Genomic DNA, 21060 nt, shown 5'->3' with positions numbered 1-21060 from the left:
GAGGCACTCCATGACCACGCCCACCACCGGCTCCGGCGCCCAGCGCGCCCCCCGTCCGCACCGCCGTCCGAAGAAGGACCCGGCCCGGATCGTCGCGTTCCGCGCGCTGCGCGCCGTCGACGAGCGCGACGCCTACGCCAACCTGATCCTGCCCTCCCTGCTCCGCGAGGCCGAGCAGAAGGGCATGGACCGGCGTGACGCCGCCCTCGCCACCGAGCTGGTCTACGGCACCCTCCGGCTCCAGGGCACCTACGACGCGATCATCGCCGCCTGCATCGACCGCCCGCTGGGCAAGGTCGACCCGCCGGTCCTGGACGTCCTCTCGCTCGGCGCCCACCAGCTGCTCACCACCCGCATCCCCAGCCACGCCGCCGTCTCGGCCACCGTCGAACTGGCCCGGGTGGTGCTCGGCGACGGCAAGGCGAAGTTCGTCAACGCCGTGCTGCGCCGGATCAGCGCCCACGACCTGGACGAGTGGATCGCCAAGGTCGCCCCGCCGTACGACAAGGACGCCGAGGACCACCTCGCCGTCGTCCACTCCCACCCCCGCTGGGTGGTCTCCGCGCTCTGGGACTCGCTCGGCCGCTGGCAGCCCGACGCCTCCGGGCGCACCGCCCTGGAGGAGCTGCTGCGCGCCGACAACGAGCGCCCCGAGGTCACCCTGGTGGCCCGCCCCGGCCGGGCCACCGTCGGCGAGCTGGCCGACGCGCTCCCCGAGGCCGAGCCCGGCCGCTGGTCCCCGTTCGCGCTGCGGCTCGCCGAGGGCGGCGACCCGGGCGCGCTGGCGGCGGTCCAGGAGAACCGGGCCGGCGTCCAGGACGAGGGCAGCCAGCTCGTCGCGCTCGCCCTCGCGGCGGCACCGCTGGACGGCCCCGACCGGCTCTGGCTGGACGGCTGCGCCGGCCCCGGCGGCAAGGCGGCCCTGCTCGCCGCGCTCGCGGCCGAGCGCGGCGCCGCCCTGGTCGCCAGCGAGAAGCAGCCGCACCGGGCCCGGCTCGTCGCGCGGACCCTTGAGGGCAACCCCGGTCCCTACACCGTGATCGCCGCCGACGGGACCCGCCCGGCGTGGCGCTCCGGCGGCTTCGACCGCGTCCTCGTGGACGTGCCCTGCTCCGGCCTGGGCGCGCTGCGGCGCCGGCCGGAGGCCCGCTGGCGCCGCCGTCCGCAGGACGTCGCCGGCTTCGGACCGCTCCAGCGCGACCTGCTCCGCTCGGCCATCGACGCCACCCGGATCGGCGGCGTCGTCGGCTACGCCACCTGCTCGCCCCACCTCGCCGAGACCCGCGCCGTCGTGGACGACGTCCTGCGGGCCGAGGGCGGCCGGGTCGAGTGGATCGACGCCCGGCCGCTCCTGCCCGGCGTCCCGTCCCTCGGCGAAGGGCCGGACGTCCAGCTCTGGCCGCACCTGCACGGCACGGACGCGATGTACCTGGCGCTGCTGCGCCGTACGGCCTGACCTCGTCGGCCGGGGGCGGCGAGGCCTCCCGGGCGTCCCGTGGCGGGACGTCCGGGGCCTCGTCCCGGGAGGCCGGCCGGTCCGACGTCCTGTGACGGGGCGGCCGAGCCCGCAGGCCCCGGCGAACCGGACCGCGTGTGCGACGCGGTGGTGGTCAGGGGCTCGGGAGGCCGGTCAGTTGGTCGCCGAGGGGGCTGCGGCGGTAGAGGACGTGGCGGCCGTCGCGGATGCGGGTCAGCAGGCCGGTGGCGTGCAGGGCGCGCAGGTGCTGGGAGACGGCGCTCGGGGTGACGCCGAGCCTCCGGGCGAGTTCGCCGGTGGTCAGGGGCTCGGCCAGCAGGGTGAGCAACCGGGCGCGCGGTGCGCCGAGGAGGGCCGAGAGCGCCGAGGGGCCGGGCGCCTCGGGGTCGGGTGCCTCGCGGCCGGGCCAGAGCGTCGCGATGCCGCGGCTGGGGTAGGTCAGCATCGGTGGCTCGTCCCGGTCGAGCGGCGGCACCGGCTTGTAGGCGAACACGGACGGCACCAGCGGCAGGCCCCGGCCGCCGGCCGCCACCTGGTGCCGGCCGATCATCCGGTCGATGTGCAGCACGCCGCCGTGCCAACGCAGGTTCGGATGCAGGTCGGAGAACAGCAGGCGCGCGCCACCCGTCGCCAACTGCCGCGCCCGGTAAGTGACATCACCTTCCAGTACGAGCCGCAGCTGCGGCCAGACCGGCCGCAGGGCCAGCTCCCAGTAGCGCTGCAGGAGTTCGCACAGCGAGTGCAGGAGCGCGCGAACGGGCGCGCTCCCCGGGGCGGTTGCCGCGTGCAGCGCCTCGGGGAGCGGGCCCGGCGCATGCGTCGCCAGCAGGTCGCGGCGGACCAGCTCCAGCGGCGTGCGGCGGACGACCGCCAACTGCTCCTCGAAGACGGGCGCGAAGGTCGACGGCCGCGGCGTCAGGAAGTCGGGCAGGGCGCGGCTCTCCCCGACCAGCGACAACAGCAGCCGCAGGTCGGAAGGGTCGATCCGGTCGAGCACGGACCCGCGCCACGGCCGGTGAAGCGGAAAGCGGCCCGGATCGCGCAGCGCCCACAGGCTGCCCATCACCTCCTGCAGGGGCGAGATCGCGAACCGGGTGTCGGTGAGGTCCTCGACGTCGAGGTGGAAACGGATCATTAAGCGGAAAGCTACATCGTTTGGCCTGCGCGCCGTTGTGGCCTGGACTTCGGAGCATGACAGAGCGAACCGCACGGCCCGCCGAGCGGGCGGAGGCACTCACCGGCCGCCGGATGATCCTGCTCCTGGCCCTCACCTGCGGGGTGGCCGTGGGCAACGTCTACTTCCCCCAGGCGATCAGCCCGCTGATCGCCGAAGGCCTCCAGGTGTCCCCCGGATCGGCGGCCCTGGTCGTCACTGCGACCCAACTCGGCTACGCGGCCGGGATCTTCCTTCTCGTACCGCTCGGGGACCGGATCCCGCACCGCCGGCTGATCGCCACCCTGCTCGGCCTCGCCGGCCTCGGACTGGCCGCCGCCGGCGCCGCACCCGCCCTGCCGCCGCTGGCCGGTGCCGCCGTCCTGACCGGCGCCGCGACCGTGGCCGCCCCCGTCATCGGCCCGATGGCCGTAGGACTGGTCGGCGAGGAACGGCGCGGAGTGGTCAGCGGAACCCTGCTCAGCGGATCCATCGGCGGCATGCTGCTCTCCCGCACCGTCGGCGCACCGCTCGGCGAGTGGCTGGGATGGCGAGCGCCGTACCTGGTGGCGGCCGCCCTCTCCCTGATCCTCGCGGCCGTGCTCGCCCGGCTGCTCCCGACGACCGCGCCGACCTCGCGGCAGCGCTACCCGGCGCTGCTCTCCGAACCGCTGCGCCTGCTGCGCGCCGAGCCCGAACTGCGTCGATCCTGCCTCTACCAGGCCGCGGTGTTCGCCGGGTTCTCCGCGGTCTGGACCGGGGTCGCGCTGCTCCTCACCGGCCCGGCCTACCGCCTGGGCACGCCGGCCGTCGGGACCCTCGCCCTGGTCAACGCGGCGACGATGCTGGCCACGCCGTTCGCGGGACGGCAGGTGGACCGCAGGGGGCCGGACGCCGTCAACCTGGTCTGCCTGCTCGCGGTCGCCGGCTCGGCCGCCATCCTGCTGGCCGGCGGCGCAGGCGGGACGGTCGGCCTCGCGGCGCTGGTGGCGGGCACGCTGCTGCTCGACCTCGGGATGCAGTGCGGGATGGTCGCGAACCAGGTACGGATCTACGCGCTGCGCCCCGACGCGCGGAGCAGGCTCAACACCGCGTACATGACCTGCGGCTACCTCGGCGGAACCCTCGGCTCCTGGACGGGGGCGCGGGCCTACGGGGCGGTCGGGTGGCCCGGGGTGTGCGGGGTGGTCGCGCTGACGGCGGCGGCCGCCCTCGCCCGGCACCTGGGCGCGGTGCGAGTGGGCGGCCGGTCCGCCGCTGTGGTGGAGTGCCGGTAACGGGTGTGCGGAGTCAGTGGGTTGATGGCTCGACGCGGCGGTGGTGGGCTCCGTGGAGTGGGCGAGTCGCGGTCACTGCGCGGGGCGGTGCCCGTCGCCGGTGATGGCCGTGCCGATGTGCTGGGCGGCGATGGAGCGGGTGCCGATGGCGTTGATCGAGATCGAGGGCTTCGGCTGGTCGGCGACCAACCTGGCGATCTCGGCGAGCAGTTCGGCGTCCTCGCGCAGGGCCCGCTTGATCTGCTGGCGCAGGGCGGCGGCCGCGTCCGAGTCCTCGGTGTCGGCGGCGGCCTCCTCGACCGCCACGGCGAGGGCCGACTGCTCGGTCGCGGAGCCGCGACGCCAGACGCGCTGCAGCATGCGGCGGCCGAGGTTGGCGGTCGCGTCGACGGCCGAGTCCTCGGCCCGGGTCAGGACGGCGGTGCCGTAGGCGCTCACGGCCGCCGACAGGTACGGGCCGGCCTGGGTCATCAGTTCGGCGATCTCGGTGCTCAAGCTGTCCACCCCGAAGAGAAGTCGGCGAGTGTTCGGCGTCCATTGTGGCACCCGGGGACCTAGCTGTGTCGGCCTTCGGGGTCGTCCCGTTGGGCGCGGGCGCGGAGGAGCCGCTCGCGGGTGGTCCGGGTGTCGGGGTGGTCGGCGCCGAGGGTCTGTTCGCGTTGGGTGAGGGTGGTTTCGAGGATGCGGATGGCGCGGTCGAGGTCGCCTGCGAACGTGTAGGCGCTGGCCAGGCTGGCGCGGCTGGCCAGGGTCTGCGGGTGGGTTTCGCCGAGGGCCCGCTCGCTCTGCGCGAGGTTGGCCTCGAAGAGCGGGATGGCACGGTCCAGGTCGCCCGCCGACGCGTAGGCGCTGGCGAGGTGGTTGCGGCTGTTCAGGGTGTCGGGGTGGGCGGGGCCGAGGGTCTGTTCGCGTTGGGCGAGGTTGGACTCGCACAGCGGGATGGCGCGGTCGAGCGCGCCGGCCGACGCGTAGGTGAACGCGAGGTTGTGGCGGGTGAGCAGGGTGTCGGGGTGCGCGTCGCCGAGGACCTGCACCTGCTGGGCGAGGGTGGTCTCGAAGAGGGTGATGGCCTGGTAGAGGTCGCCGGACGACTCGTAGACGTAGGCGAGCTGGCCGCGGCTGCTCAGGGTGTGGGGGTGGGCGGGGCCGAGGGTCTGCTCGCGGTGGGCGAGGGTGGTTTCGACGAGGGGCAGGGCGCGTTCGAGGTCGCCGACCTGGTGGTAGCCGGTGGCGAGGTTGCTGCGGCTGACGAGCGTGTCGGGGTGGGTCGGTCCGAGGACCTGCTCCCGGATCGCGAGGTTGGTCGCGTGGAGGGGGATGGCGCGGCCGGGGTGGCCGGCCGTCTCGTAGGCGTTGGCGAGGTTGTTGCGGCTGCTCAGCGTGTCGTGGTGGGTCGGGCCGAGGACCTGTTCGCACTGGGCGAGCGCGGTCTCGTTCAGGGGGATGGCGCGGGCGAGGTCGCCCGCCTCGTGGTACGCCGCGGCGAGGTTGCAGCGGGAGGTGAGCGTGTCGGGGTGGAGGTCGCCCAGGGTCTCCTCGCGGTGGGCGAGATCGGCCTCGCGGAGCGCGATGGTGCGGGCGTCGAGACCCTGCGCCCAGAGGTACTGGGCCGCGGTGGTGTAGTGCCGGGCGGCGGGGTTCGGGCGGTGGCCGGGCGGGGTGGTGGCGGCGAGGGCGGTGAGGTGGGGGATCAGGGGATCCCAGGCCGCGCCGGTCAAGGGGGCGCTGTCGAGGGCCCGGCCGAGGGCCTGTTCGGCCGCTTCGCGCCCGGGGTGTTCGGGCTGGGCGCGCAGGACTGCCTGGACGAGGCGGTGGATGCCGATGGTGTCGCGGGTGAGGGTGATCATGCTGTAGGTGCGCAGGACCGCCAGGGCCTCGTGGAGGTCGTCCTGGTCCCCGGCCTCGTCGAGGTGGGCGAGCAGGGTGAGGGGGATGTCGTCGGGGGCGAACCAGGCGAGGGTGTTGAGGACGGTGACGGCGAGCGGGTGCCTGGTCCGGAGCGTGGCGAGGGTGTGGGCCCAGATGGTGGCGATGGTGCGTTCGGGGTCGATGCCGTCGGCGGCCTTGGCGAGCTTGCTGCCGAGGGTGCGGCGGTAGGTCTCGATGGTGGTGGGGACCTGGGCGAGGTAGGCGCCGGCCTGGTCGAGGGCGAGCGGGAGGTGGCCGAGGTCGGCTGCCAGCAGGCGGGCGTCGTGCAGGTCGCGCGGGGTGGGGTCGGTGTCCTCGAAGGCGTAGGAGCAGAGGAGTCGGGCGGCGTCGTCGGGAGCGAGGGTGCCGAGGGGCAGGGTGGGGACTCCCCGGGGCCAGCCGGTGGCGCGGCGGGTGGTGATGAGGTGGTGGCCGCCGGTGAGGGCGCCGGTGTAGGGGGCGAGATCCTGCGGGGCCTCGGCGTTGTCGAAGACGAGCAGCCAACCCGGGTGCCACTGGAGCCAGTTGGAGGCCCAGGCGGTGCGGGCCTGCTCGGCGGCCTGGGCGGCCCAGGAGGGGTGGAGGAAGAGTGCGAGGGCGGCGAGGGACTGCTCGATCCGGGCCGGGGACTCGGCGTTGATCCACCAGGTGAGGGTGTAGGCGTGGCGCTGCCGGTGGGCGTAGTGCAGGGCGAGCGTGCTCTTCCCGATGCCGCCGAGGCCGTGGAGGGCGGGGGCCTGGGTGACGGCGGTGCCGCCGTCGGAGGCCAGCGTCCGTTGGATCCAGGCGAGTTCCTCCTCGCGGCCGAGGCAGGCGGGGGCCGGGGCGAGGTTGGCGGCGCCGGGCGGGGCCTCGATGGTGCGGGCCGTGTTGAAGGCCTCGGCGGGCAGCACGATGTCGCCGGTGATGGCGGTGGTGATGTGCTGCGCGGTGATGGAACGCGGGCCCGGGACGGCGTCCGGGCGGTCGTCGGCTGTCAAGGGACCCACCTTGGACGGAGGTTGGACGGATTCTCGCCGTCATTGTCGCATCGGAGTGGGAGCCGGGCGGGGTGGGGCCGGGGTGGGGGCTGTTCCGGGTCGGCCGGTGTGGACGGGGTCAGTTGGGGGCCTTGCGGTGGCCGGCTTGGGCGGCATCGGCTCGTTGGAGGGCGAAGACGAGGTTGTTGCGGCTGACGAGGGTGTGGGGGTGGGTGTGGCCGAGGACCTGTTCGCGTTGGGTGAGGGTGGTTTCGAGGAGCGGGATGGCGCGTTCGAGGTCGCCGGCCCACATGTAGGCGAGGGCAAGGTTGCTGCGGCTGACGAGGGTATCGGGGTGGGTGTGGCCGAGCACCTCTTCGCGTTGGGCGAGGGTGGTTTCGAGGAGGGGAACGGCGCGGTTGAGGTCACCGGTCAACCTGTAGGTGAACGCAAGGTTGTTGCGGCTTCGGAGCGTGCTGGGGTGGGTGTGGCCGAGCACCTCTTCGCGTTGGGCGAGGGTGGTTTCGTGGAGCTGGACGGCGCGTTCGAGGTCGCCCGCCCGCCTGTAGGCGAGGGCGAGGTTGTTGCGGCTGACGAGGGTGTCGGGGTGGGTGGGGCCGAGGGTCTGTTCGCGTTGGGTGAGGGTGGTCTCGTGGAGGGGGATGGCGCGTTCGAGGTCGCCCGCCGACTTGTAGGCGGTGGCGAGGTTGTTGCGGCCGGTGAGGGTGTGGGGGTGGGTGGGGCCGAGGACCTCCTCGAAATACGCGAGGTTGGTTTCGTAGAGGGGGATGGCGCGGTCCAGTTCGTCGGCCGACCTGTAGGCGAGGGCGAGGCCGTTGCGGCTGGTCAGGGTGTGGGGGTGGGTTTCGCCCAGGAGCTGTTCGCAGTAGGTGAGGAGAACCTGCCGTAGCGGGATGGTGCGTGCGTTGTGGCCCTGGCGGTCGAGGTGTCGGGCCGCGAGGGTGTAGTGCCGGGCGACGGGGTGGTCGTGGTGGCCGGGCGGGGTGGTGTCCGCGAGGGCGGTGAGGTGGGGGACGAGGCGGTCCCAGACCGGGGCCGGGCCGTAGTCGAGGGGCTCGGGAAGGGCGTTGAACGCCAGGTCGAGCGCGTGTTCGGCTTCGCTGCGCCCGGGGTGGCCGGGCTGCTCGCGCAGCACGGTCTGGACGAGGCGGTGGACGCCGACGGTGTCGCGGGTGAGGGTGATCATGCTGTAGCTGCGGAGGGCGCCGAGGGCTTCGGCGAGCTCCTCCTCGCTGCCGAGGTGGCGGAGGAGGGTGACGGGGATGTCGTCGGGGGCGAACCAGGCGAGCGTGTTCAGGACGGTCGCGGCGAGGGGGTCGTGCTCGTCGAGGGCCAGCAGCGTCTGGGTCCAGATCCGGGCGATGGTGCGCTCGGGGTCGATGCCGTCGGCGGCCTTGGCCAACTTGGTTCCCAGGGTGCGGCGGTAGGCGTCGATGCTGACGGTCGGATGCTGGGCGAGGTAGGCGCCGGCCTGGTCGAGGGCGAGCGGGAGGTGGCCGAGGTCGGCGGCCAGCAGGCGGGCGTCGTGGAGGTCTTGCGGGGTGGGGTCGGTGTCCTCGAAGGCGTAGGAGCAGAGGACTTGGGCGGCGTCGTCGGGGCCGAGGGTGCCGAGGGGCAGGGTGGGGACTCCCCGGGACCATCCGGTGGCGCGGCGGGTGGTGATCAGGTGCCGGCCGTGGGAGAAGGCGCCGGTGTAGGGCCGGAGGTCGCGGGGGTGTTCGGCGTTGTCGAAGACCAGCAGCCAACCCGGGTGCCAGTGCAGCCAGTTGACGGCCCAGGCGGCACGCTCCGGTTCGGTTGCCCGGCCGGCCCAGGCGGGGTGGAGCTGCATGGTGAGCGCGGCGAGGGACTGCTCGATCCGGGCGGGGGATTCGGCGTTGACCCACCAGACCAGGGTGTAGTCGTCCCGGTGGCGGTGGGCGTAGTGCAGGGCGAGGGTGGTCTTGCCGATGCCGCCCAGGCCGTGCACGGTGGGCGCCTGGGTGACGGCGGTGCCGCCGTTGGTGTTCAGGGTGCTGTGCAGCCAGCCGAGTTCGTACCCGCGGCCCACGCAGTGCGGTGGCGGGGCGAGGTTGCTGGTGGACGGCGGCGCCTGGATGTCGCGGGCGGCGTTGAGGACCTCGGGCGGCAGCACGATGTCACCGGTGAAGGCGGTGCCGATGGTGTGGGCGGCGGCCGACCGGTCGCCCGCCGCCGCGATCGGCGGATGCGGTTCGGTCACGGTGCGCCCGCCGTGGTGCCGGCCCGTGCAGCGCTCAACAGATCCACCCCGAGGAGAAGTCGGCCGAGGTCCGGCGGCCATTCTCGCACCCGCGGGGCCCGGTTCAGGCGGCGCGCGCCTCACGCCGGTAGCCGCCGGGTGCCTGGCCGTACTCGCGCTTGAAGGCCTTCGCGAAGGCGTACTCGGAGCCGTACCCGGTCCGCGCGGCGACGGTCGTCAGCGGGGTCTCGGACTCGCGCAGCAGCCGGGCCGCGGTGGTCATCCGCCAGCGGGTCAGGTAGGCCATGGGCGGTTCGCCGACCAGGGTGGTGAAGCGGCGGGCGAAGGCCGCGCGGGAGAGCCCCGCCCGGTCGGCCAGCGACTCGACGGTCCACTGGGCCGAGGGGGCCTCGTGGATGGCGGAGAGGGCCGGGGCGACGGCGGAGTCGCCGAGCGCGGCGACCCAGCCGGCGGCGGCGGCCGGGGGCTGGTCCTCGAACCAGGCGCGCAGGATGTAGAGGAGGAGCGAGTCGATCAGCGCGGGGACGATGCCGGTCGAGCCGATCCGGGGGTTCTCCAGCTCCGTGCCGAGGAGTTGGACCGCCGCGCTCAGCTCGGGGTGCCGCCCGTGCCGGGTGGGCAGGTGGATGATCTCGGGCAGCTGACGGACCAGCGGGTGCGGACGGCCCTGGTCCAGGTGGTAGTTGCCGCAGAGCAGGCTGGTCCGGGGGCCGTCGCCGCCGAGGGTGACCGTGCCGATCGGGGTGCTCGGCCGGTACTGCGTCGGGCGTTCCGGCTCGGCCGGGGTGGCGGGGTGGTCGGCGAGGATGTGGCCGCGGCCGTCGCGAAGGAAGACCACGTCGCCGGGGCTCAGCGCGATCGGCTCCGCGTCGGCTGCGTCGGCCAGCGGGACCAGCCAGCACGTCCCGTACAGCACCACGTGGAACCCGGCGCCCGCGACCGGGGGGAGGCGAAGGCCCCAGGGGGCGCGGCCCTCGGTGCGGACGGACGTGGGCTGTCCCGTCCGCATCGAACTCAGCGCCTCGCTCAGGATGTCCAACGCCGTCCCCCTCCTGCCGCGGCCGACGCCGCCCCCTTGTCCGGTCTCCACTGTAGGACGCCGCTCAGACGACGGTGAGCACGACCTTGCCCTGGACGCTGCCGGACCCGACCAGCTCGTGGGCCTTGGCGGCCTCGGTGAGCGGGAAGGTCTCGGTCACGTGCGGGCGGATGCGGCCCGCGTCGACGAGGGCGGCGATGGCCTCCAGGGAGGCGTAGTCGGGCTCGACCGAGATGCCCGCGAACCGGCGGCCGGCCGCCTCGATCTCCGCGGCCAGCTGCTGGTTCCAGTGCTCCATGATGCTGACCAGGGTGCCGCCGGGCTTCAGCACGTCGAGGGCCCGGGTGCCCTCGGAGGACGAGTCGAAGACGACGTCGACGTCGCGCACCGCCCGGGTGTAGTCGGTGGTCCGATAGTCGATCACCTCGTCGGCGCCCAGGCCGCGGACGAACTCGTGCTTGGCCTCGCTCGCCAGGCCGATGACGTGGGCGCCGCGGGCCTTCGCGATCTGGACGGCGAAGTGGCCGACGCCGCCGGCCGAACGGTGGATCAGGACCCGCTGGCCCTCGCCCACCCGGGCCGCGTCGGCCAGGCCCTGCCAGGCGGTGAGGGCGGCGAGCGGGATGGCGGCGGCGTGGACGTGGTCGAGCGTGGCGGGCTTGCGGGCCACCTGCCGCGAGGGGACGGCGACGTAGTCGGCGTACCCGGTGGCGGCGCGGGGGAAGAACGGCATGCCGTAGACCTCGTCGCCGGGCTTGAACCGGGCGCCCGGGCCGGCCTCCTCGACGACGCCGGAGATGTCCCAGCCGACGCCGAACGGCGGCTCGCCGAGCAGCGGGTAGGCGCCCGAACGGACCGCCACGTCCACCGGGTTGATGCCGCTCGCGTGGACGCGGACGAGGACCTCGCCGCCGAGCGGGGTGGGGCGCTCGATCTCGACGGTCTCAAGGACCTCGGGGCCGCCGAAGGTCTTCTGGACGACTGCACGCATGGGAGGACTCCTGGGTGATCGGTCGGCCGGTTCGTCCGGCCGCTTCGTTCTCGATGTCCTCAACTCTAGGAAGATCGAACGATCTGATGAATATCCTTCTGTCTCCCGAAGATGTCCCAGCGTCTTGCTGTTTGAGCCTCCAGGCCGGCTGAGTGTTCGCGTTGGGCGAGGACGGTCTCGTAGAGCAGGAGGGCGCGGTCGAGCCTGCCCAGCAGCGTGTAGACGAAGGCGAGGTCGCTGCGGGTGGTGATGGTGTCGGGGTGGGTTTCGCCGAGGACCGCCTCGCACTGGGCGAGGTTCTGCCCGGCCAGGGCGACGGCGAGTTCGACCCTGCCGGCCGACTGGTAGGCCGCGGCGAGGTTGTTCCGGGTGGCGAGGGTGTGGGGGTGGGTATGGCCGAGGATCGTCTCGCTCTGGGCGAGGGTCGCCTCGTACATGGCGACGGCGCGGTCGAGGTGGCCCGCCGAGTCGTAGGAGGCGGCGAGGTTGTGCCGGCTGGTGAGCGTGTCGGGGTGGGTGTCTCCCAGCCGCTGCTCGCAGTCGGCGAGCACGGTGTGCCGCAGCGGGATGGTGCGGGCGTCGTGGCCCTGGTGGTAGAGGTACTGGGCGGCGGTGAAGTAGTGCCGGGCGGCGAGGTCCTCCCGGTGGTCGGGCGGGGTGGTGGCGGCGAGCGCGGTGAGGTGGGGGACGGGCCGGTCCCAGGCCGGGGCGGGCCGGTGCTGCTCGGGCTCGGGGAGGGCGTTGAGGGCGGTGTCGAGGACGCGTTCGGCGTCGCGGATGAGGGTGATCATGCTGTAGGTGCGCAGGAGGCCCAGGGCTTCGGCGAGTTGCTCCTCGGTGTCGAGGTTTCTCCCGGTGCCGAGGTGGCCGAGCAGCGTGACGGGGATGTCGTCGGGGGCGAGCCAGGCGAGGGTGTTCAGCACGGTGATCGCGAGGGGGCTGCGCTCCTCCAGCGCAGCGAGAGTGTGGGTCCAGGTTCGGGTGATGGTGCGTTCGGGGCCGACGCCGTCGGCGGCCTTGGCCAACTTGGCGTCCAGGGTGCGACGGTAGGTGTCGATGCTGACGGTGGGGTGTTGGGCGAGGTAGGCGCCGGCCTGGTCGAGGGCGAGCGGGAGGTGGCCGAGGTCGGCGCCTGGGTGACGGCGGAGCTGCCGTCGCTGGTGAGGACGCGGCGCAGCCAGGCGAGGTCCTCGTCGCGGCCCACGCACACCGGTCGCGGGGCGAGGTTGCCGGTGCCGTGATCGGTCTCGATGGTCCGGGCCGCGTTGAGGATGTCGAGGGGCAGGACGAGGTCGCCGGTGGAGGCATGGCCGATGGTGTGCGCGGCCACCGAGTGGGCCCCGGATGCGCTGACGGCCGGTGTGTCGCTCAACAGGTCCACCCCGAGGAGAAGTTGGTCGAGGACGTGGCGGCCATTCTCGCACCCGGGACGGTCCCCGGTGCGGCGGTCGGGGCTCTCAGGACACGGGCGGGGAACCCGCGCGGCGGGTCTGCTGCACCAGCACGGTGGTGGCCCGTTCCAGGAGTTCGCAGAGCGAGGCGTGCTCGGTGGGCGTGAACGCCTCCCTGAGCGCGCGTTCCAGGACGACCACCTCCTGGAAGGCCTGATCCAGCAGCGCCCGGCCCTCGTCGGTGAGGCTGGCGATCTGCACCTTGGCGTGCACCGGGGACGTGTCGCGGCGGATCAGGCCCTTGGTCTCCATGGTGGCGAGCACGCTGCTCATGCTCTGCTGGGTCACCCCGCAGGAGCGGGCCAGTTGGGAGCCGGACAGGCCGCCCTCGCGCGCGAGGGCCAGCAGCACGGTGTACTGCGTCATGGTCAGTCCGTAGGTGCGCAGCACCGCTTCGTGGTGCGCCATCAGTGCCTGCTCGGACCGCCTGATCCGGGTGCAGAGGTCGTCCTCGACCGGGGATCCCACCATGTACTCCCATCCGTTGGCTTCAGCCTGCTGCCTGCTGCCTGCTGACTTCCGGCTGTCGAAGACCGGCTGCCGGTTCCCGTCCAATGGAAGATTCATGTGTTGACACAGGCACCTTACACATCTACGGTCTCGACTATAAGGATACTGAGTCAGCGCAGGGGGATGTAACGATGAAGGCTGTCATTCTGGACGCCGAGGACCGCTACCGCGTCGTCGACCTCGACGAGCCCGCCCCGGGCCCCGGCCAGGTGGCGATCCGCGTCGCCTACGCCGGGATCCAGTGGGGCGACATCATGGTCCGGGACGGCCACTTTCCGGTGCCGCGCCCCTTCGTGCCCGGCTTCGAGGCGGCGGGGCACATCACCGCGGTCGGCGAGGGCGTCGACCCGAACCGCGTCGGCGAGCCCGTCACCGCACTGACCACCGCCGGCGCCTGTGCCGAGGTGGTGCTGGCTTCCGCCGAGCTCGCCCTCGGCATCGGCGACCTGTCGCTGCGGACCGCCGCCGGCCTCGGATGGGCCGCGCCGACCGCCTACGACCTGGTCAACACCGCCGCACGCGTCCGGCCCGGCGAGAGCGTGCTGATCCACGCGGCCGCCGGCGGGGTCGGCACGCTCGCCGCCCAGTTCGCCCGACTGGCCGGCGCCGACCGGATCGTCGGTGTGGTCGGCAGCGCCGCCCGGGCCGACTACGCCGCCCGGTTCGGCTACACCCGGCTGGTGCTGCGGGGGGAGCTCCCGGCCGGGCCGGACGACGAGCCCTTCGACGTGATCCTCGACCCGGTCGGCGGTCCGACCCGCCGGTCCGGCCTCGACCGGCTCGCGGCACACGGCCGCCTGGTCGCCTATGGCAACCTCGCCACCTACGAACCGGTCCTCGCCGACGCCAACGACCTGCTCATGCAGGGTCGTTCACTCCTGACCTACAACAGCAACCTGCTCAGCCGCACCCACCCCGAGCGGCTGGCCGACAGCGCCCGCCGAGCCCTCGGCCTCGTCGCCGACGGCCGGGTGCAGGTGGACGTCACGGCCGAGTACGACCTGGCGGAGCTTGCCGTCGCCGTCCAGCGCCTGGCCGAGGGGGCGACCCTCGGCAAGAGCGTCCTCCGCGTCGCCTGACGGGCCGCCGGGGACGGGGCGGGGGCCTGCCGGATCCATGGGGTGCTGCGGCCTGTGCCTGAGGGCGCCTCCCCGTCCGGCGGTCCGCCTGTGAGCGGGTGCAGCGGGTTGGTCAGCGGGGCCTGCGTCTGCGCCACTGCCGCCACGGCCGCCAGAGGCGGCGGAGGCGGTGGACGGGCTGGTCGGCGTCGCGTTGCCGGAGGGCGTGGGCGAGGTTGTTGCGGGAGGTGGTGGTCTGGGGGTGGGTGGGCCCGAGGACCTGTTCGCGTTGGGCGAGGGTGGTTTCGAGGAGGGGGATGGCGCGGTCGTGATCGCCGGCCGAACTGTAGGCGTAGGCGAGGTTGTTGCGGGTGGTCAGGGTGTCGGGGTGGGTGTGGCCGAGGATCTGCTCGCTTTGGGCGAGGGTGGCTTCGTAGAGCGGGATGGCGCGGTCGAGGTCGCCCGCCGTCTCGTAGGCGCTGGCGAGGTTGTTGCGGGTGATGAGCGTGTCCGGGTGGGTGTGGCCGAGCACCTGTTCGCGTTGGGCGAGGGTGGTTTCGAGGAGCGGGATGGCGCGGTCGACGTCGCCGACCACGTAGTAGGCGTAGGCGAGGTTGCAGCGGCTGAGCAGGGTGTCGGGGTGGGTGTGGCCGAGGGCCTCCTCGCTTTGGGCGACGGTGGCTTCGTAGAGCGGGATGGCGCGGTCGAGGTCGCCCGCCGTCTCGTAGACGCTGGCGAGGTTGTTGCGGGCGGTGAGGGTCTGGGGGTGGGTGTGGCCGAGGACCTGCTCGCACTGGGCGAGGGTGGTCTCGAACAGGGGGATGGCGCGGTCGAGGTCGCCGGCCGACTCGTAGGCGAGGGCGAGGTTGTTGCGGCTGAGCAGCGTGTCGGCGTGGAGCTCGCCCAGGGACTGCTCGAAGTACACGAGGTCGGCGCGCCGGAGCGGGACGGTCCGGGCGTCGTGGCCTTGGAGGTAGAGGTACTGGGCCGCGACGTAGTAGTGCCGGGTGGCGGGGTTGTCGTAGGAGCCTGGCGGGGTGGTGTCCGCGAGGGCGGTGAGGTGGGGGATGAGGAGGTCCCAGTCGGGGGCCGGGTCGTAGCCGAGGGGATCGGGGAGGGCGTCGAGGGCCTGGCAGAGGGCGTGTTCGGCCTCTTGGCGGCCGGGGTGGTCGGGTTGGCCGCGCAGGACGGTCTGGACGAGTCGGTGGACGCCGACGGTGTCGCGGGTGAGGGCCACCATGCTGTAGGTGCGCAGGGCGGCGAGGGCCTCGGCGAGCTCCTGTTCGGTGCCGAGGTGGCCGAGGAGTGCGAGGGGGATGTCGTCGGGGGCGAGCCAGGCGAGCGTGTTCAGCACGGTGACGGCGAGCGGGTTTTGCTCCTCCAGCGCAGCGAGGGTGTGGGTCCAGATGCGGGCGATGGTGCGTTCGGGGCCGATGCCGTCGGCGCCCTGGGCGAGTCTGGTGCCGAGCGTGCGCCGGTAGGTGTCGATGCTGACGGTGGGGTGTTGGGCGAGGTACGCGCCGGCCTGGTCGAGGGCGAGCGGGAGGTGGCCGAGGTCGGCGGCGAGAAGGCGGGCGTCGTGCAGGTCGTGCGGGCCCGGTTCAGTGGCCTCGAAGGCGTAGGCGCACAGGAGTTGGGCGGACTCCTCGGGGGCGAGCGTTCCCAGCGGCCGGGTGGGGGTGGTGCGGGGCCAGCCGGTGGCGCGGCGGGTGGTGATGAGGTGGTGGCCGCCGGCCAGGGCGCCCGTGTAGGGGGCGACGTCCTGCGGGTCCTCGGCGTTGTCGAAGACCAGCAGCCAGCCGTGGTGGCAGTGCAGCCAGTGGGTGGCCCAGGCGGCGCGGGCCTGCTCGGACGCCCCGTCCGCCCAGGCGGGGTAGAGGAGCCGGGCGAGGGCGGCGAGGGACTGCTCGATGCGGGCCGGGGATTCGGCGTTGATCCACCAGACCAGGGTGTAGGCGTCCCGGTGGTGGTGGGCGTAGTGCAGGGCGAGGGTGGTCTTGCCGATGCCGCCCAGGCCGTGGACGGCCGGTGCCTGGGTGACGGCGGAGCTGCCGTCGCTGGTGAGGATGCGGCGCAGCCAGGCGAGGTCCTCGTCGCGGCCGATGCAGACCGGTCGCGGGGAGAGGTTGCCGGTACCGCGTTCGGTGCCGATGGTGCGGGCGGCGTTGAGGACGTCGAGGGGCAGCACGAGGTCGCCGGTGACGGCGGTGTGGATGGTGTGGGCCGCGGCCGATCGGTCGCCCGCCGCCGTGATCGGCTGGTAGGGGTCGGTCACGGTGCGACTGCCCTGGTGCTGGCCCGTGCGGCGCTCAACAGATCCACCCCGAGGAGAAGTTGGCCGAAAGGTCGGGGGTCATTGTCGCACCGGATCGGGCGGATCGGGCGGATCGGGGGCGGCGGCGGGTCAGTCGGCCTTGCGCCTGCGCCACTGCCACCAGCGGGGTCGGGTGGGCTGGGTGGCCTGGTCGGGTTGGGTGGTGACGGGTTGCCGACGGATGAAGTCGAGGTTGTTGCGGGTGGTGACGGTCTGGGGGTGGGTGTGGCCGAGGACCTGTTCGCACTGGGCGAGGGTGGTTTCGAGGAGGGGGACGGCGCGTTCGGGGTCGCCCGCCGATGCGTAGGTGCTGGCGAGGTTGTTACGGCTCATCAGGGTGTCGGGGTGGGTGTGGCCGAGGACGTGCTCGCGTTGGGCGAGGGTCGTCACGTGAAGGGCGATGGCGCGTTCGAGGTCGCCGGCCTGCTGGTACGCGGCGGCGAGGTTGTTACGGCTGAGCAGGGTGTCGGGGTGGGTGTGGCCGAGGACCTCCTCGCTCTGGGCGAGGGTGGTCACATAGAGGGAGGTGGCACGTTCGAGGTCGCCGGCCTGCTGGTACGCGGCGGCGAGGTTGTTACGGCTCATCAGGGTGTCGGGGTGGGTGTGGCCGAGGACCTCCTCGCTCTGGGCGAGGGTCGTCACGTAGAGGGAGGTGGCACGTTCGAGGTCGCCTGCGGCTCGATGGGCTGCGCCGAGGTTGTTGCGTGCGGAGAGGGAGTAGTGGTGAAGGCCGCCCAGCATCAGCTCGCACTGCCTGAGGTGGGCCAGCCGCAGCGGGATGGTGCGGGCGTCGTGGCCTTGGCGGTAGAGGTACTGGGCGGCGGTGTCGTAGTGCAGTCCGGCGCGGTCCTCGTGGTGGTCGGACGGGGTGGTGTCGGCGAGGGCGGTGAGATGGGGGATGAGGAGGTCCCAGTCGGGCGCCGGGGCGAGGTCGGGGGGTTCCGGGAGGGCGTCGAGGGCGGTGTCGAGGGCGTGTTCGGCATCGAGCCGGCCGGGGTGGCCGGGTTGCTTGCGCAGGACGGTCTGGACGAGGCGGTGGACGCCGACGGTGTCGCGGGTGAGGGTGACCATGCTGTAGGTGCGCAGGAGGCCGAGGGCTTCGGCGAGTTGCTCCTCGGGGCCGAGGTGGCGGAGGAGTGCGAGGGGGATGTCGTCGGGGGCGAGCCAGGCGAGGGTGTTCAGCACGGTGATCGCGAGGGGGCTGCGGTCTTCGAGGGCCGTGAGGGTCTGCGTCCAGATGGTGGCGATGGTGCGTTCGGGGTCGACGCCGTCGGCGGCCTTGGCCAACTTGGTGTCCAGGGTGCGGCGGTAGGAATCGAGGGTGACGGTGGGGTGCTGGACGAGGTAGGCGCCGGCCTGGTCGAGGGCGAGCGGGAGGTGGCCGAGGTCGGCGGCCAGCAGGCGCGCGTCCTGTAGCTCGTCCGGGGTCGGTTCGGTGTCCCCGAGGGCGTGGGCGCAGAGCAGGTGGGCGGCCTCCTCGGGAGCGAGGGTCCCCAGCGGCCTGGTGGGGGTGGTGCGCGGCCAGCCGGTGGCGCGGCGGGTGGTGATGAGGTGGTGGCCGCCGGCGAGGGCGCCGGTGTAGGGGCGCAGGTCGGCCGGGTCCTCGGCGTTGTCGAAGACGAGCAGCCAGCCGTGGTGGCAGTGCAGCCAGGTGGTGGCCCAGGCGGTGCGGGCCTGTTCGGAGGCCGCGTCGGCCCATGCGGGGTAGAGCTGCATGGTCAGTGCGGCGAGGGACTGCTCGATGCGGGCCGGGGATTCGGCGTTGATCCACCAGACCAGGGTGTATCTGTCGCGGTGGCGGTGGGCGTAGTGCAGGGCGAGGGTGGTCTTTCCGATGCCGCCGAGTCCGTGGACGGCGGGGGACTGCGTGACGGCCGAGCTGCCGTCGCTGGTGAGGACGCGGCGCAGCCAGGCGAGGTCCTCGTCGCGGCCCACGCAGACCGGGCGCGGGGCGAGGTTGCCGGTACCGCGCTCGACGGTGATGGTGCGGGCCGCGTTGAGGACGTCGACGGGCAGCACGATGTGGGTGTCGCCGGTGAAGGCCGCACCGATGTGCTGGGCGGCGGCCGACCTGGCGCCGGACGCGGTGACGGCCGGTGTGTCGCTCAACAGATCCACCCCGAGGAGAAGTCGGCCGACGTAGTGGTGGCCATTCTCGCACCGGGCGACGGGAGTCGGCGGGGCGTGGGCGGTCGGCGTCGGCGGCCGGCGTCGGCGGCTCCGAGAGGGCTGCTATTTTCTGTTATGCCAATTGACACAACATCAAAACGATCCCTACGCTGACCGCCATGGATGAGGTCAAAGGCCGCGGACGCCCACGCAAGGATCCGGAGCGGCTCGCGCGGTGGACTCCGCCCGAGGGGTGGTCCCGGCTTGTCGCCTGGGTGTCGCCCGAGGAGAAGAAGGCGCTGAAGCGCGTCGCCGTCGAGGCCGAGGTCTCGGTCGCGGACCTGGTCCGCGCACTGGCCGCAGGGCTGGCCGGCGGGGCGATCACCCACGAGGAACTCGTCGGTCAGGTCAGAAAGGGCATACAGGTCATGGAGAAGATCCCCACGCTGTTCGAGCGGGACGGCGACTTCCGGGTGGTGGACCGCCCCCGCGCCGAGTGCGCCTGGGTGTTCGACGGCGAGGGCACGCCGACCGAGAAGCTCGACGGCACCAACGTCAGGCTGACCACCCGCGCGGGCCGGCTGGTGCGGGTGGAGAAGCGGCGCAACCCCAGCAAGGTGCAGAAGCAGCAGGGCATCACGGACGGCTGGTACGTCGACACGGACGAGCACGGCCCCGAGGACAGGTGGATCCTGACCGCGGCCCGCAACACCGACGTCGCCGGGTGGCCGGACGGCGAGCACGCCTGCGAGGCGCTCGGGCCGCGGATCCAGGGCAACCCGCTGCAGTTGGACGAGTACCGCTGTGTGCCGTTCAACCTGGAGATCCCGGCGTACGGGGACGTGCCTCGCAGCTACCGGGAACTGCGCGACTACCTCGCGGGGTTGGAGAGCCGGTACGCGCCGGGCAGCCTGGCCGAGGGGATCGTGTTCCACCACCCGGACGGGCGGCGGGCGAAGATCAAGCGCAAGGACTTCCCCAAGTCCGCCTGAGCGGTGGGCGTCGTGGTGTCTCCGACGTGGTGGGCTGGTGGTTCCGGTCCGTAATTCGCATGACGTGTCGGGGCGGGTCTGACAGCCTTCGGGCCGTCGGTGGAGATCGTTCGGAGCGGCACGGAGTGGGGATTGATGGCTTTCGTCTTTGAGGGACCGGTACTTGAAGGCGCGCTGGTGCGCCTGGAGCCGCTGGACCGCCGCCACACGGAGGGCCTGGCCGAGGCGGCGGAGGAGGATCGGGGCGGGTACCGGTTCACCTGGGTGCCCCGCGCGGCCGAGGTCGGCGAGTACGTCGAGTCCCAACTGGCCAAGGCCGCAGCCGGAACGGTGGTGCCGTACGCGCAGGTGGAGCGGGCGACGGACCGGGTGGTCGGTGCCACGGCCTTCCTGGATCCGCGGGTCTGGGCTCCGGGCGAAGGCGAGGGGCAGTTCGCGGTCGAGGGGCTGGTAGCAGTCGAAAGGCTGTTCGCGGTCGAGGTCGGCTACACCTGGCTCGCGGCGTCGGCCCAGGGTACGGGGGTGAACTCCGAGTCCAAGCTGCTGCTGTTCCGCCACGCGTTCGAGAACTGGGGTGTGGCGCGCCTGGACTTGAAGACGGACGCGCGCAACAGCCGCTCGCGGGCCGCACTCAGCGGGGTGGGCGCGCGGTTCGAGGGCGTGCTGCGGAACTGGTCCCGGTCGTGGGCGCCGGGCGAGGCCGGTCGGCTGCGGGACTCCGCGATGTTCTCGATCACCGCCGAGGAGTGGCCGGACTGTCGGGCGCGGCTGGAGAAGCGCGTCGCCGCCCGCTCGGCGCGGGGGTAGTCGGCCGACCGGGCGTGGCGCTGTTCGCCGTCGGCGCCCGCCCCTGCCCTGGGAACTGCCAAGGCAGGGGCGGGTGCTGGGGTGGGCGCGTGGGGTGGGCGCGCCGGGTGGCCGGGCGTGCCCGGGTCAGCTCCGGGTGACCACCAGCTGGCTGGAGCCGTCCGGCAGGCCGGCGATCGCAGCGCGCTGGGCCGGGAAGGTACTGGCGCCGTACGGGCCCTGGACGGCACCGAAGAGGGACCAACCACCGTTGTTGAAACGGGTCTTGTGGTAGACGTTGCCGTCGCTGCCGATCACCGCTACCTGGGACGAACCGTCCGGCAGGCCGGCGATGCCGACCGTCCGCGCGGCCACGGTGGGCGTGCCGTTGCCGGGGAGCGCGGCGAAGCCGCTCCAACTGCCGTTGGCGAAGCGGGTCTGGTGGTAGACGTTGCCGTCGTTGCCGATCGCCAGCACCTGCGAGGAGCCGTCCGGCAGCCCCGCGAGGGCCACCCGCCAGGCCGCCATGGTCGGGGTTCCGACGCCGGGGAGCGGGGCGAATCCGCTCCAACTGCCGTTGGTGAAGCGGGTCTGGTGGTAGACGTTGCCGTCGTTGCCGATCGCCAGCACCTGGGCGGACCCGTCGGGCAGGCCGGCGATGGCGACGTCCCAGGCCGCCATGGTCGGGGTGCCGATCCCGGGGAGCGGGGCGAATCCGCTCCAACTGCCGTTGGTGAAGCGGGTCTGGTGGTAGACGTTGCCGTCGTTGCCGATCGCCAGCACCTGGGCGGACC

16 protein-coding genes are annotated in these 21060 nt (G+C 73.2%); 5 read left to right on the top strand and 11 right to left on the bottom strand.

Annotation, left to right across the window (positions count from 1 at the left end):
* Positions 1-10: 10 nt before the first annotated feature.
* Positions 11-1456 (top strand): RsmB/NOP family class I SAM-dependent RNA methyltransferase, encoded by a 1446-nt coding sequence (locus ACIGZJ_RS15885; protein ID WP_396457762.1) that lies wholly within the window; start codon positions 11-13, stop codon positions 1454-1456.
* 154 nt (positions 1457-1610) lie between these two features.
* On the opposite strand, the gene ACIGZJ_RS15880 is transcribed toward ACIGZJ_RS15885, so the two are convergent.
* Complete coding sequence (locus tag ACIGZJ_RS15880) at positions 1611-2612, bottom strand: helix-turn-helix domain-containing protein (RefSeq protein WP_396457761.1); 1002 nt, start codon at positions 2610-2612, stop codon at positions 1611-1613.
* A 56-nt stretch (positions 2613-2668) separates the two neighbouring features.
* Between ACIGZJ_RS15880 and ACIGZJ_RS15875 the strand changes: the two genes are divergently transcribed.
* Positions 2669-3907: an MFS transporter gene (locus ACIGZJ_RS15875; protein WP_396457760.1), complete on the top strand. Its 1239-nt coding sequence runs from the start codon at positions 2669-2671 to the stop codon at positions 3905-3907.
* Between the two features lie 72 nt (positions 3908-3979).
* Here ACIGZJ_RS15875 and ACIGZJ_RS15870 read toward each other — a convergent pair whose 3' ends face one another.
* The 7 genes from ACIGZJ_RS15870 to ACIGZJ_RS15840 all read right to left on the bottom strand — a co-directional run bounded on the left by ACIGZJ_RS15870 (position 3980) and on the right by ACIGZJ_RS15840 (position 12968).
* Positions 3980-4402: a hypothetical protein gene (locus ACIGZJ_RS15870; protein WP_396457759.1), complete on the bottom strand. Its 423-nt coding sequence runs from the start codon at positions 4400-4402 to the stop codon at positions 3980-3982.
* 59 nt (positions 4403-4461) lie between these two features.
* Positions 4462-6795: an FxSxx-COOH system tetratricopeptide repeat protein gene (fxsT, locus tag ACIGZJ_RS15865; protein WP_396457758.1), complete on the bottom strand. Its 2334-nt coding sequence runs from the start codon at positions 6793-6795 to the stop codon at positions 4462-4464.
* A 118-nt stretch (positions 6796-6913) separates the two neighbouring features.
* A complete protein-coding gene (locus ACIGZJ_RS15860; RefSeq protein ID WP_396457757.1) occupies positions 6914-9016 on the bottom strand; it encodes a tetratricopeptide repeat protein in 2103 nt (700 codons plus the stop codon).
* Positions 9017-9119: 103 nt separating this feature from the next.
* Entirely contained in the window at positions 9120-10055 is a 936-nt protein-coding gene (locus ACIGZJ_RS15855) for an AraC family transcriptional regulator (RefSeq protein ID WP_396457756.1), read from the bottom strand.
* Positions 10056-10119: 64 nt separating this feature from the next.
* Positions 10120-11046 carry an NADP-dependent oxidoreductase gene (locus ACIGZJ_RS15850; RefSeq protein ID WP_396457755.1) on the bottom strand — a complete coding sequence of 309 codons (927 nt, stop codon included), beginning with the start codon at positions 11044-11046 and terminating at the stop codon, positions 10120-10122.
* Between the two features lie 65 nt (positions 11047-11111).
* Positions 11112-12254 (bottom strand): tetratricopeptide repeat protein, encoded by a 1143-nt coding sequence (locus tag ACIGZJ_RS15845; RefSeq protein WP_396457754.1) that lies wholly within the window; start codon positions 12252-12254, stop codon positions 11112-11114.
* Positions 12255-12503: 249 nt separating this feature from the next.
* Positions 12504-12968 (bottom strand): MarR family winged helix-turn-helix transcriptional regulator, encoded by a 465-nt coding sequence (locus ACIGZJ_RS15840; protein ID WP_396457753.1) that lies wholly within the window; start codon positions 12966-12968, stop codon positions 12504-12506.
* A gap of 170 nt (positions 12969-13138) precedes the next feature.
* Between ACIGZJ_RS15840 and ACIGZJ_RS15835 the strand changes: the two genes are divergently transcribed.
* Positions 13139-14086: a zinc-binding alcohol dehydrogenase family protein gene (locus tag ACIGZJ_RS15835; RefSeq protein WP_396457752.1), complete on the top strand. Its 948-nt coding sequence runs from the start codon at positions 13139-13141 to the stop codon at positions 14084-14086.
* A gap of 112 nt (positions 14087-14198) precedes the next feature.
* Here ACIGZJ_RS15835 and ACIGZJ_RS15830 read toward each other — a convergent pair whose 3' ends face one another.
* Positions 14199-16340, bottom strand: a complete 2142-nt coding sequence (locus ACIGZJ_RS15830; RefSeq protein WP_396457751.1) for a tetratricopeptide repeat protein — start codon at positions 16338-16340, stop codon at positions 14199-14201.
* 129 nt (positions 16341-16469) lie between these two features.
* On the bottom strand, positions 16470-18488 hold the full coding sequence (gene fxsT, locus ACIGZJ_RS15825; protein WP_396457750.1) for an FxSxx-COOH system tetratricopeptide repeat protein: 2019 nt from the start codon (positions 18486-18488) through the stop codon (positions 16470-16472).
* A gap of 179 nt (positions 18489-18667) precedes the next feature.
* Between fxsT (ACIGZJ_RS15825) and ACIGZJ_RS15820 the strand changes: the two genes are divergently transcribed.
* Both ACIGZJ_RS15820 and ACIGZJ_RS15815 read left to right on the top strand, forming a co-directional pair.
* Complete coding sequence (locus tag ACIGZJ_RS15820) at positions 18668-19480, top strand: hypothetical protein (protein WP_396457749.1); 813 nt, start codon at positions 18668-18670, stop codon at positions 19478-19480.
* A gap of 135 nt (positions 19481-19615) precedes the next feature.
* Positions 19616-20287 carry a GNAT family N-acetyltransferase gene (locus tag ACIGZJ_RS15815; protein WP_396457748.1) on the top strand — a complete coding sequence of 224 codons (672 nt, stop codon included), beginning with the start codon at positions 19616-19618 and terminating at the stop codon, positions 20285-20287.
* A 126-nt stretch (positions 20288-20413) separates the two neighbouring features.
* On the opposite strand, the gene ACIGZJ_RS15810 is transcribed toward ACIGZJ_RS15815, so the two are convergent.
* Positions 20414-21060 (bottom strand): hypothetical protein (locus tag ACIGZJ_RS15810; protein ID WP_396457747.1); only part of this gene is annotated, 647 nt, incomplete at its 5' end.

It is taken from the genome of Kitasatospora sp. NPDC052868 (assembly GCF_044547105.1).
Taxonomy (GTDB): Bacteria; Actinomycetota; Actinomycetes; order Streptomycetales; family Streptomycetaceae; genus Kitasatospora.
Note: the sequence above shows the minus strand (reverse complement) of the source record. Positions and strands in the feature narration are given on the sequence as shown.

Bases quoted from the DNA above. Each gene is read 5' to 3' on its own strand.
- ACIGZJ_RS15885 (WP_396457762.1), top strand. From the start codon at position 11: ATGACCACGCCCACCACCGGCTCCGGCGCCCAGCGCGCCCCCCGTCCG.
- ACIGZJ_RS15880 (WP_396457761.1), bottom strand. From the start codon at position 2,612: ATGATCCGTTTCCACCTCGACGTCGAGGACCTCACCGACACCCGGTTC.
- ACIGZJ_RS15875 (WP_396457760.1), top strand. From the start codon at position 2,669: ATGACAGAGCGAACCGCACGGCCCGCCGAGCGGGCGGAGGCACTCACC.
- ACIGZJ_RS15850 (WP_396457755.1), bottom strand. From the start codon at position 11,046: ATGCGTGCAGTCGTCCAGAAGACCTTCGGCGGCCCCGAGGTCCTTGAG.
- ACIGZJ_RS15840 (WP_396457753.1), bottom strand. From the start codon at position 12,968: ATGGTGGGATCCCCGGTCGAGGACGACCTCTGCACCCGGATCAGGCGG.
- ACIGZJ_RS15835 (WP_396457752.1), top strand. From the start codon at position 13,139: ATGAAGGCTGTCATTCTGGACGCCGAGGACCGCTACCGCGTCGTCGAC.
- ACIGZJ_RS15820 (WP_396457749.1), top strand. From the start codon at position 18,668: ATGGATGAGGTCAAAGGCCGCGGACGCCCACGCAAGGATCCGGAGCGG.
- ACIGZJ_RS15815 (WP_396457748.1), top strand. From the start codon at position 19,616: ATGGCTTTCGTCTTTGAGGGACCGGTACTTGAAGGCGCGCTGGTGCGC.